Source organism: Pseudomonas sp. S36, assembly GCF_016647875.1.
In the GTDB taxonomy this organism is placed as follows: Bacteria; Pseudomonadota; Gammaproteobacteria; order Pseudomonadales; family Pseudomonadaceae; genus Aquipseudomonas; species Aquipseudomonas parafulva.
Genome location: NZ_JACVVG010000001.1, coordinates 36,639 through 48,103, shown reverse-complemented (window position 1 = coordinate 48,103; position 11,465 = coordinate 36,639). Strand labels below are relative to the sequence as shown.

Genomic DNA, 11,465 nt, shown 5'->3' with positions numbered 1-11,465 from the left:
GCAGGCTCAGCCCTGCAGGCTGACAAGGTGTGTGGTGGCGCGGGAGGCGCCACGGTAAGCGGTGACCTCCAGTTCGACGCGGTACACCATCGCCCCAAGCGGCGGGCAAGTCACGGTGCTGGCCGGGTCGATGCCGCGGAACACCTCGCCGACAATGGTCATCACGCTGCCGACGTCCTCCGGGTTCTGAATGAAGACCCGCGAGCAGACCACATCGGCCAGGCTGGCATCCACGGCGGCCAGCGCCGCTTCGATATTGGCGAACACCTGACGCGTCTGCGCTTCGAGGTCGCCGGGGATCTCGCCGGTGGCCGGGTTGCGCCCAGCAGTGTTGGACACGAAGATCCAGTCGCCCACCGCGACCAGGCGCGAATAGCTGCCCAGGGTTTCGTACTTGGATCCTGTCTTCAGTTTGGTGATGTGCAACATGATAAAGGCCTCGTGGTTGAATAGATGGAGGGTCAGCTCAACGCCGGGCTTTCCCACAGGTTCAGTGCGACGCCCACACCTCGCTCCAGCGCCTGGCGGTACACCACCGTGCCCCAAGCCACGTCTTCCACGGGCATGCCGCCCACCGACATGATGATGATTTCCTGGTCGTCGCGGCGGCCTGGCGCCACGCCTGAGACGATCTTGCCGATGTCTTCCAGCTGGTCGGCAGGCAAGCTGCCTTCAGCGATCATGTCCATGAAGCGCACGCCCACCAGGGGTACGTGGTTGTGCGCGGGTTTGGGCAGCTCTTCAAACCACGCCTCGTACAGGCCGGTGTTGTCGACGACTTTGCGCACGTCCGGCAGCTCCATGCCTGCGTCGATGCTGCAGCCTGCCGGCATGGCCAGGAAGGCGCCGGGCTTGACCCACTCGCGCTTGACCAGTGGGTAGCTGGACGGGTCGCCGGTTTCACCGGACGTACAGTAGGTCACCAGGTCTGCGCCGCGTACAACGTCTTCAATGCTGTCAACCACTTCGACATGAGTGATCTGCGGGTAGGTGGCATGCACCCAGGTAATGAAGTCATCCAGGCTCTTCTGGCCCCGGCCCTTGAGCTTGAGAGTATCGACCTGCTCACACACGGCCATGAACGCGGCCACGGTGGTTTTGCCCATCACGCCAGGCCCCAGCAGGCCAATCACCCGCGAATCCTTGCGTGCCAGGTGGCGCGCACCCACACCTGGGATGGCACCGGTGCGGTACGCCGAAAGCAGGTTGGCCGACATGTGCGCCAGCGGTGCGCCAGTGTCGGCGTCGCTGAGGGTGAACATGAGAATGGAGCGGGGCAGGCCTTTTTCGCGGTTGGCAATGTTGGAGCCGTACCACTTGACGCCTGCGGTGCAGAAGTCACCGCCCAGGTAAGCCGGCATCGCCATCATCCGTCGGTCAGCGGTGGGCTTGGGCATGGTGGGGAAGGGCGAGTCCTTGGGGAAGGTGATCATCGCGCCGTGGGAGTCGCTGTTGGGCCCGGCCATCCGGTAGTCGCCGTGGTGCAGCAGCGCGAACATCTTTTCCATGGTATTCACGCAGGCCAACATGTCAGTCACGCCAGCACGGATCATGTCCTGCTCTGACAGGTAGAGAAAGTCGATTCTTGTTGTAGTCATGGCTGATCTCTAATGCGGGAAAAGTGAGGGCAACAGCCAATGCTGATGCCGACCACGCCGATGTTAGAAACGTCCCGCGGCCTACAACTATCCCGAATTGTTCAGAAACGACGAGCGCGTGGCTTTGTTTGTGCAAGCCCAGTAACGGGCAGCGGCTGGCTGGCAGCCATGACCAAAACCCCGGCGACGGGGTACATGTCGGTGGCCCTCAGCGCGCTGCACACTGTGTAAGTGACAAGGCACCACTGGCGACAGGGACGTCGCGCCACACCGCTGAATGTCAGCAACTCAATCCAGGATCAGCCCATGAAAACAACAATATCCAATCCGATTGACAAGACTTCTGTATACATCTGCGCGGGCCTGGTTTCCGCTGGCGGGGCATTGCTGCTTAATGTGCTGCCGGTACTGTTCGGGGCACTTGCCGAGCAGTTCGGCTATGGCGAGCAGCAACTGGGCAACCTGGCCATGGCTATGAACCTGGGTTTTGGCCTGCTCGGCCTGGCCTCCTTGCTGTGGATCCAGCGCCTGAGCTGGCGGGTCATTTCCATGCTGTCGTCATTCCTGGTGGTGGTGGCGCTGGCCGCCATGCTGCGTGCGCCGGCCTACGACACGCTGCTGCTGCTGATGGCGCTGGCCGGTGCCGGTACCGGCGGCTTGTACGCTTTGGCCATGACCATCTTTGGCGACAGCGCACAACCGGAGCGGGCATTCGGGTTCAAACTGGGCATGGAAACTGTGCCCGGTGCGCTGCTGCTCATGCTGTTGCCGGTCGCGGTGTTACCGCAGTGGGGGTTCCAGGGTATGCTGATCGCGCTGGCCATCAGCCTGGTGCTGATGGGCGTGGCGCCACTGCCCTGGGTGCCAAGCCGCACCGCACGCCGTCTGGGCGGGCAGCCAGGCAGCGCGCCTGTGGTGTGCCGTGAAAGCCGGGCCATTGTGTGGCTCAGCCTGCTCGCCAGCCTGGTGTTTCTGACCGGCATCATGTCGGTTTGGGCATTTCTGGAGCTGATGGGCAAAAAAGCCGGTTTGTCGTCGGATACCATCGGCTCGGTGCTGGCAGTGGGGTTCATCATCAATGCTGGCGGCGGTTTCATCGCCTCATCCATAGGCTTGAAAGCCGGTCGTTTTCTGCCGGTAGCGGTGATCATTGCCGCCGAGGTGGCAGGCCTAGTGCTGCTGGGGCAGTTTTCTTCGCTGACCACGTACGTGGTCGGAGTGATGTGCTTCTTGTTCTCCATCAGCTTCGTGCTGGCCTATACCTTCGGGGTGATGGCCGAATTCGACCTGTCTGGCCGGCTGGTGGCGTTGGGTGCACTGTGCCTTTCGGTAGGCGCGGCAGTAGGGCCTGCACTCGGCGGCCTGCTGATCGAAGCGTATGGATACACCGCTGTACTGGTGTTCTCGGGCAGTTGCTCTATTGGCGTGCTGGCCATTTATGGCGCGGCGGTACTGCGCTCACAGAAGACCGGCAGAAGCAGCGGCCTGGACGAAGGTGTAGCGCTGCCCAAGCTGTAAGGATCGGAACGTGCAACTGTGCCGATCATCGCTGATTGATATCGGCGATCAGCTGCAGGCAACGCTGCATGAGCGGGCTTTGGTCGTTCACTCGGCGGCTGAGGATGATGGGGCTGACCGCGCTGGTGTCCTCAAGCCTGGCGTATTCGATGTCGCTGCGGTGCTGCTGTTGCACCGACTGTGGCACCAGCGTCACACCCATGCCAACTGCAACCAGGCCAATGGCGGTCTGCAATTCGTTGGCCCATTGGCTCACCTTTATGCTGAGGCCGTGGTGGGCGAACAGGGCCAGGATGTGGTCGGCATAACTGGGCCTGGGGTTGGCCGGGTACAGGATGAACGCTTCCTTCGCCAGCTGTTGAAGGCTGAGCAGGCTACCCGCCAGGCCGTGGCCCTTGGGCAATACCGCCACCAGCGGGTCTTCGCGAAGCACGCGTTGATCAATGGCGGGGTCGTCGATGCGGATCCGGCCGAAGGCAATGTCGATACGCCCGCTCTTCAACGCTTCCACCTGCTGCAATGTGGTCATTTCGTTGAGGCCCAGTTGCAGCTCGGTGTCGTTACGCAGTTCGCGGATCAGTTCTGGCAGTACGGTGTACAGGGTGCTGGGTGCGAAGCCAATTCCCAGCCACTGGCGCTGCCCGTGTCCAATGCGGCGCGTGTCGTCGCGGATGCTGTCGAGCTGCTGCAGAACGGTACAGGCCTGTTCGTAGAAAAACCGACCAGCATCGGTCAGGCGCAAAGGGCGTTCGCGCAGCACCAGCACGGCGCCCAAGTGCTCCTCAAGCTGGCTGATCTGCCGGCTGAGCGGCGGTTGAGCGATGTGCAGCAACTCGGCGGCGCGGGTGAAATTGAGGGTTTCGGCCAGCACCTTGAAGTAACGAAAGTGGCGCAGTTCCATCATACCTCCAGGGTATGGTTGGAGATTCATTTGATATTGGACGGTCGTCAGCTTCTCGCGCAATGCTTGATTTATCAAGTAAATCCACAGCAGAGCTGCTGCCCTGCAACCCGGCCAGACAGGACCCCTAAAATGATTCATGCCCTGATTGAGCGTATCGACGCATTGATCGTCGACCTGCCGACCATCCGCCCGCACAAGCTGGCCATGCATACCATGCAACAGCAGACACTGGTGGTCATCCGCCTGATCTGCAGCGATGGCGTGGAAGGTATTGGCGAGGCCACCACCATCGGCGGTCTGGCCTATGGGTACGAAAGCCCAGAGGGCATCAAGGCCAATATCGACGCCCACCTTGCCCCGGCACTGGTGGGCATGGCTGCTGACAACATCAATGCCGCCATGCTCAGGCTCGATACGCTGGCCAAGGGCAATACGTTCGCCAAGTCGGGTATCGAGAGCGCCTTGCTCGATGCCCAGGGCAAGCGCCTGGGCCTGCCGGTGAGTGAGCTGCTGGGTGGCCGCGTGCGTGACAGCCTTGAGGTGGCCTGGACCCTGGCCAGCGGGAATACCGCCCAGGATGTGCAGGAAGCTGAGCACATGCTGGAAATACGCCGCCACCGCATTTTCAAGCTGAAGATCGGTGCCAACCCGCTGCAGCAGGACCTCGCCCATGTGGTTGCCATCAAACGCGCCTTGGGCGAGCGGGCCAGTGTACGCGTGGATGTGAACCAGTACTGGAACGAATCCCAGGCGATCCATGCCTGCAAGGTATTGGCCGATAACGGCATCGACCTGATCGAACAGCCCATTTCACGTATCAACCGCAGTGGCCAGGTGCGCCTGAACCAACGTAGCCCGGCCCCGATCATGGCCGATGAGTCCATCGAAAGTGTCGAAGACGCTTTTAGCCTGGCAGCCGACGGCGCTGCCAGTGTGTTCGCCTTGAAGATTGCCAAGAACGGCGGGCCGCGGGCTGTGCTGCGAACCGCGCAGATCGCCCAAGCCGCCGGCATTGCCCTGTATGGCGGGACCATGCTGGAGGGGTCGATCGGCACCCTGGCCTCGGCCCATGCCTTTATCACCTTGCGCCAGCTCACCTGGAGCACCGAGCTGTTCGGGCCGTTGCTGCTGACCGAGGAAATCGTCAACGAGCCACCGCAATACCGGGACTTCGCGTTGCACATCCCGCGCACGCCAGGGCTGGGCCTGACCTTGGACGAATCGCGCTTGGCGCGCTTTGCCCGCCGCTGATTCCGTTATCCAGAGCAAGGAGAACCACCATGCTGTTCCACGTGAAGATGACCGTGAAGTTGCCACCGGACATGCACCCGGCCAAAGCCGCGCAGCTGAAGGCCGACGAGAAAGAGCTCGCCCAGCGCCTGCAGCGCGAAGGCAGCTGGCGCCATCTGTGGCGCATTGCCGGGCATTACGCCAATTACAGCGTGTTCGACCTGCCAAGCATTGAGGCGCTGCACGACACGCTGATGCAGCTACCGCTTTTTCCTTACATGGACATCGAAGTGGACGGGCTATGCCGCCACCCGTCGTCGATCCACGCCGATGACCGCTGAGCCTGTGCCGTATCGCATTCCCTGACAACAATAATTCGAGGAAACCCGCATGACCGTGACCATTTCCAACACTGCCCAGATCAACGCCTTCTTCGAAGAGGTCGCCGGCCTTGGCCAAGCCGGCGGCAACCCGCGCTTCAAGCAGATCATGCTGCGCCTGCTACAAGACACCGCGCGGCTCATCGAAGACCTCGAAATCACCGAAGACGAGTTTTGGCATGCCGTCGATTACCTGAACCGCCTGGGGGCGCGCAACGAGGCCGGCCTGCTGGCGGCTGGGTTGGGCATAGAGCATTTTCTCGACCTGCTGCAGGACGCCAAAGATGAACGGGCCGGGCTCGCTGGCGGCACCCCGCGTACCATTGAAGGCCCGCTGTATGTGGCCGGTGCGCCGTTGTCCCAGGGCGAAGCGCGCATGGATGACGGCACCGATCCGGGCGTGGTGATGTTCATACAAGGGCAGGTATTCGATGCTGCCGGCGCCCCCCTGGCCGGCGCCACGGTGGACCTGTGGCACGCTAATACCCAAGGCACGTACTCCTACTTCGATTCCAGCCAGTCCGATTACAACCTGCGCCGCCGCATCATCACCGATGCCCAGGGCCGCTACCGCGCCCGCTCCATTGTGCCGTCCGGTTATGGCTGCGACCCCAAAGGCCCCACCCAGGAATGCCTGAACCTGCTCGGCCGGCATGGCCAGCGGCCTGCGCACGTGCACTTCTTCATTTCTGCACCCGGGCATCGGCACCTGACCACGCAGATCAATTTCGCAGGTGATCGTTACCTGTGGGACGACTTCGCCTATGCGACCCGTGATGGGCTGATCGGCGAACTGCGCTTCGTCGAGGATGCAGCGGTGGCACGCGACCGGGGCGTGGCGGATGAGCGCTTTGCGGAATTGGCCTTCGATTTCCATCTGCAAGCGGCCCAGGCAGCCGATGCGCAGGTGCGTAGCCACCGGCCACGAGCGCTTCAAGAGGGTTGACCTGTTCAGCCAGCGCCTGTGATCCGGGCGCCGGCTGCAGTATGTGTGGCTTACACCTTGAAACGCTGGATCAACCCCTGTTGGCGCCCTGCCAATTCATTGAGCTGCTGGCTGATGGCCGATGATTGCTCGGCTTGGCCGGACAGCGTCGTCACCACCCCGCGTACTGCTTCCACGTTGCGGTTGATCTCTTCGGCAACACTGCTCTGTTCCTCAGCCGCGCAGGCGATCTGCACGTTCATGTCGGTGATGACGCCCACCGCTTGGCGAATGTCCTCCAGAGCGGCGAGTGCCTGTTGGGTTTGCGTCACGTTCTGGTGCGCCTGGCCATTGCTGTGTTGCATGGCCGCGGTCACATCCCGGGTGCCTTCCCGCAGGTTGTGGATGACCAGGCCAATCTCTTCCACGGATGCCTGAGTGCGCTGGGCCAGCCCACGTACCTCGTCGGCGACCACCGCAAAACCCCGGCCGGCGTCGCCGGCACGCGCCGCTTCGATCGCGGCGTTGAGGGCCAGCAGGTTGGTTTGCCGGGCGATGGCCAGAATCACATCCAGCACCGAACCAATCTGCTCGCTGCTGCTAGACAACGCCTGCAGCCGCTGCATCGCATCGTTCATGCCCTCGGCCAATTCGCGGATACCCTGGGTGGAGCGCTCGATCACCTGCACACCTTCGCTGGTTGCGCTTTCGGCATTGCGCGCCGCGTCGGCGGCCTGGGCGGCGCTGTGCGCGGACGTCTGCGCGGTGGCAGACATTTCGTGCAGGGCGGTGGCCATCTGCTCGATCTCTGCCACCTGCTGCTGCATGCCCTGGCTGGTGCAGATGGCAATGCGTTGGGACTGGTCGGCGGAGCCCTGGGTTTCGTGCACGGCGTGCTGCACTTGGGCAATTACAGGTTGCAGGCGGTCCAGGAAACGATCGAATGCAGCGCTCAACCGCCCCAATTCATCAGGCCGCTGGTAGCTCAGGCGCCGGGTGAGGTCGCCGTCACCATCGGCAATTTCATCCAGCAGCACGGCCACACGCTGGATGGGCCGGGTTACGCTGCGGGCAGCCCAGGCCATCATGACAATCCCCGCTACCGCCAGCAGCAGCCCCAGGGCCACCTCTGTACCCAGGCTGCGCACCTGCTGCGCCTGTACCTGCTGCCGCATATCGTTGATCGGCGCGTCAAGCACCTGACGCGGTACCTTTACCTGAATGGTCCATGGCTTGGCGTCGGCAATCGGTTGCATCGGCACGGTCACCGTCAATTGGCTATCGTCATCACCGGCGGGCTGGCCTGGCACTGTACCCAGGCGTACCGGTTGCGCGGTATCGGCGGCTATCACCCCGGCTGCGCTTGCCACGGTCAACGAGGCGTTACCCTCGTACAGCGCTGCACTGGTCTTTACGGCGTTGGCTTGCAGGGCTTGCAGGTCGATATCAACCCCTGCGACACCGATGAATTCGCCGTCCACCAGCAGTGGCACGGTCACACTGGTCACGAGGTGAGAAGTGCCGCTGGAGTCGTCCAGGTAAGGCTCCAGCACGCAGGGCCGGCCGCTGTCCCGCGAGCAGGTGAAGAAGGCGTTGTAGGGCGCACCCGCAGGGCCTGGCCGGTCGTCGGCCAACAGCGATTCGTTGGCGGGTACCGCCTGCAACTGCCCGGGTTGCGGCTGGATCCAGTACAGGTTGAAGCGCCCGGTATCGTTACTGCCCAAGGCCGGCTGATTGGTGAACGCAGCATCGTGACCATCCAGGGCATTGGGATTGAACAGGACGAACAGGCCGAGTACGTCGCTGCGTGCCCCGATGGCATCACGCAGCACTTGGGTCAGCGACTGGCGCAGCGCCCGGGCAGACGCTTCGTCCTTACCCGCCTGGGCGCGCAGGTGCAGCACCTGGCGGGCGACACCCTGCACAAACTCATGGCTCTGGCCAAACTGCTGCTGTAGCTGCAGCGCCTGAGCCTGGCCTTCGGCATGCAGGTTGTCCCTGGCCGCGTCGCGGAGCAGGGCAGTGGAGGTGTCAACCAAGGTTTGCGCATCGCCGCGTCGTTGCGCCAATGACAACGTGGCGAGCAGCGCGACGATCGCCACCAGGCATGCGCTGGCCAACAACGTGATCTTGTTCTGAATGCTCACAAGCGTGTTCCTTATTATTTTTTACAGGTTGGCTGGGCAGTGCAGGGTACCGACCCTGCGTGAAGAACCCTATTGGCCCGCAGCGGTTTGGCAGGTGGGCACAAGTGCCTGGCAAGCGTAGACAAAGGTGTGGGTACTGGGCCGAGCCAGGGTGAAAACACAGGATGGGGCGCAGGTAAGCAATGTGGCGCGCTCTGTGCTTGAGCTTCTGAAAGTTGTATTTTTGTTACCCAAAATCACGTGAATAGTGCACTAACATGGCGCATGTTCCCGGTGGAGGTGATTCATGAATGGTCATGCAATGTCTGTCTGGAACGAGCGTGTGAACGCGGTGTGTGGGCGCTTCGAAACCCGCTACGACCACTGCCAGAGCCTTTTCATCGGTGATTTCCGCCCCTCGCAGCTGGGTACCCTGCAAGTGGCCCATATCCGCAGCAACGCCAATACCATTGCCCGTTCCGGGCGTGAGGCGGGGCGCGACACCAATCCCCACTGTTTCCTTGTGTTACAGCACCACGGGGAGATGGCCATCGAACTGGGCGACCGGGTAGTGGAGTTGCGTGAGGGCGACATGGCGCTGCTGGATTCAGCCCAGGCGTTGAAAATGACGCCACGGGGGCTGTTTTCCCATGTATCCATCCACTTGCCCCGGGAGCGTTTGAGCAACCTAGACCAGAGCCGTTACGGCAAGCTGTCCACCGCTGGCGCATGTGGGCAGTTACTGGCCACGCTGGTGCGCCAGGTGGCAGAGGGCGATTTGCAACAGTGGGTATGCGCCCAGGATGGTGACGGGCTGCAGGCTGCGCTGGTGGGGTTGCTGGGCTCGGTGCTTGAGTACCCCGCCCGGGACATCTCGCCAGGCCTGCATCTGCATGAAGTACAGACCTTGATTCAGCAACGCCTGGACTCCCAGCGTCTGACGCCTGTGGCCCTGGCGCGCGAGCTGGGTATTTCCAGCCGCCAGTTGTACCGCCTGTTCGAGGGCAGTGGTGAGAGCGTCTGCCGTTACATCCTGCGCGAACGCCTGCTCAAGGCTGCCCAGGATCTGCGTAACCCCGCTTACGGCCATCGCTCGATCACTGACATTGGCACCCGCTGGGGTTTTGCCGATTCGGCGCACTTTTCCAAGACGTTCAAGAAACTACTGGGAATTACCCCACGCAGTTACCGCAACGCCGGTTGCTCTTGAAGTAGGGCTGACCGCCAGTATCTGTGACATATGCGCCTCGCCCCGTAGGAGCGAGCGCAGCTCGCGATGCACCGCAATGGCGCTCGGTCCCAGCTCCACCCCCCCCCCAGCCTATATTCACTCTAAAAACCCTCGCCAATTCAAAGACCTGTACCACGCGTGGCAGCGCCTCCCAGGAACGCCACCAAAAAATCCCAAAATATAACGTGAATATTCAATTGACAATTCACGTAAATAATCCCAAATTCTGTCTATCGGCAAACACAACAAGAGAGACAGACCATGCCGCCCGATCACACCTTCCCCGCACGCCGTGGCAGGTGTTCCCCCAGGGAGCACCCGTCCATTCACGCTACTCACCGCCTGTTGGTTTTACACCGTATCTGAGACGGAGAAAGTCCATGGATTCGCTTTGCCTGCGTGCCGCGCCCGTGTCGGCGCTGACTTCTGGAGCCGCCTTCGATGCATTGCTCGAAGGTGTGCGTGATCGGGCCCGTCTGGGCGAATTTGATCGGCAACGCCACATCTCCCGCGATGTGATCGATGCGTTCAAGGCGCACGGTGTCTACCGGGCCTTGGTGCCAGCCCGGTTCGGCGGGCTGGAATGCTCCCCGACGCAGTTCTGCGAAATGATCGAGCGCATTTCCCATGCCGATGGCTCTGCGGGCTGGGTGGCGAGCTTTGGCATGAGCCCGGTCTACCTGGCGGCGCTGCCGCTGCAGACCATCGCCGAGATCTACCAGCGCAGCCCGGACACGGTGTTTGCAGGCGGTATCTTCCCGCCGCAACCTGCCGAGATCGTGCCCGGCGGTTTCAGGGTAAATGGCCGCTGGAAGTACTCAAGCGGCTCACTGGGCGCCGACATCATCGGCGTGGGCATTGCCCCCCGCAATGGTGACAAGCTCGACTTGCCGCGCCTTGCCGTCATGCCCAGCCAGCAGGCACGCATCGAGCACACCTGGGATACCGTCGGCTTGCTGGGCACCGGTAGCCATGACGTGGTGGTTGAGGACGTGGTGGTAGGGGAGGAATGGACGTTCGTGCGCGGCGGCCCTTCCAACCTCGACGAGCCGCTGTTCCGTTACCCCTCGCTGTCGCTGGCCACCCAGGTGTTGTCGGTGGTCGGGCTGGGCGTGGCACGTGCCGCCCTCGATGAGCTGTCCGGTATGGCCAGCGGGCGTATTTCTGTCACCGGCGCGCCGGCACTGGCTGACCGCCCCCTGGCGCAGGTCGATGTGGCCAAGGCCGAGGCAGCGCTGCGTTCGGCACGTGCATTCTTCTACGACTCCATTGAGCAGGCCTGGGCCCATGTGCTGGCTGGCGACCCGGTGCCTGTGGAGGCCACCAACCTGCTGCGCCTGTCGGCCACCCATGCCACCCGTGTGGCAGCCGAAGTGGCGCGCAGCGCGCAAATGCTCTCGGGCATGACTGGGATCTACAACGACAGCCCCCTGGCGCGCTGCGTGAACGATGCCCAAGTGGTCACCCAGCATGCATTCATGGGCGACGTCACCTACCAGAACGCCGGCGCCATGTTCTTCGGCAAGCAGCCCCTGCCGGGCTACCTGTAACCA

At 62.5% G+C, this 11,465-nt stretch carries 9 protein-coding genes and 2 pseudogenes; 6 read left to right on the top strand and 5 right to left on the bottom strand.

The genetic code is table 11. The features are described 5' to 3' along the window. Positions 1-6: 6 nt before the first annotated feature. On the bottom strand, positions 7-429 hold the full coding sequence (locus tag IAE36_RS00205) for a RidA family protein (RefSeq protein ID WP_201209544.1): 423 nt from the start codon (positions 427-429) through the stop codon (positions 7-9). A 32-nt stretch (positions 430-461) separates the two neighbouring features. Next, a complete protein-coding gene (locus IAE36_RS00200; RefSeq protein ID WP_201209543.1) occupies positions 462-1,598 on the bottom strand; it encodes a tyramine oxidase subunit B in 1,137 nt (378 codons plus the stop codon). Positions 1,599-1,904: 306 nt separating this feature from the next. Here IAE36_RS00200 and IAE36_RS00195 point away from each other — a divergent pair, with 306 nt between their 5' ends. Next, entirely contained in the window at positions 1,905-3,116 is a 1,212-nt protein-coding gene (locus IAE36_RS00195) for an MFS transporter (RefSeq protein ID WP_201209541.1), read from the top strand. A 25-nt stretch (positions 3,117-3,141) separates the two neighbouring features. Here IAE36_RS00195 and IAE36_RS00190 read toward each other — a convergent pair whose 3' ends face one another. Further along, positions 3,142-4,017 carry a LysR family transcriptional regulator gene (locus IAE36_RS00190; RefSeq protein WP_201209540.1) on the bottom strand — a complete coding sequence of 292 codons (876 nt, stop codon included), beginning with the start codon at positions 4,015-4,017 and terminating at the stop codon, positions 3,142-3,144. Between the two features lie 132 nt (positions 4,018-4,149). On the opposite strand from IAE36_RS00190, the gene IAE36_RS00185 reads away from it, so the two are divergent. The 3 genes from IAE36_RS00185 to catA are packed head-to-tail and all read left to right on the top strand — an operon-like array spanning position 4,150 to position 6,576. Further along, positions 4,150-5,271 carry a muconate cycloisomerase family protein gene (locus IAE36_RS00185; RefSeq protein ID WP_201209539.1) on the top strand — a complete coding sequence of 374 codons (1,122 nt, stop codon included), beginning with the start codon at positions 4,150-4,152 and terminating at the stop codon, positions 5,269-5,271. A 29-nt stretch (positions 5,272-5,300) separates the two neighbouring features. Continuing rightward, positions 5,301-5,591: a muconolactone Delta-isomerase gene (gene catC / locus IAE36_RS00180; protein ID WP_201209538.1), complete on the top strand. Its 291-nt coding sequence runs from the start codon at positions 5,301-5,303 to the stop codon at positions 5,589-5,591. Between the two features lie 49 nt (positions 5,592-5,640). Next, positions 5,641-6,576, top strand: a complete 936-nt coding sequence (gene catA / locus IAE36_RS00175) for a catechol 1,2-dioxygenase (protein ID WP_201209537.1) — start codon at positions 5,641-5,643, stop codon at positions 6,574-6,576. Between the two features lie 50 nt (positions 6,577-6,626). Here the strand turns inward: catA and IAE36_RS23945 are convergent. Continuing rightward, a pseudogene (locus IAE36_RS23945) lies at positions 6,627-7,142 on the bottom strand (methyl-accepting chemotaxis protein); the annotation flags it as partial. A 342-nt stretch (positions 7,143-7,484) separates the two neighbouring features. Continuing rightward, positions 7,485-8,387, bottom strand: a pseudogene (locus IAE36_RS23940) (HAMP domain-containing protein); the annotation flags it as partial. Between the two features lie 601 nt (positions 8,388-8,988). On the opposite strand from IAE36_RS23940, the gene feaR reads away from it, so the two are divergent. Both feaR and iacA read left to right on the top strand, forming a co-directional pair. Then, positions 8,989-9,891, top strand: coding sequence for a transcriptional regulator FeaR (gene feaR / locus IAE36_RS00165; RefSeq protein ID WP_201209536.1), 903 nt, complete (start codon positions 8,989-8,991; stop codon positions 9,889-9,891). Positions 9,892-10,292: 401 nt separating this feature from the next. Next, entirely contained in the window at positions 10,293-11,462 is a 1,170-nt protein-coding gene (gene iacA, locus IAE36_RS00160) for an indole-3-acetate monooxygenase (protein WP_201209535.1), read from the top strand. Positions 11,463-11,465: the final 3 nt, after the last annotated feature.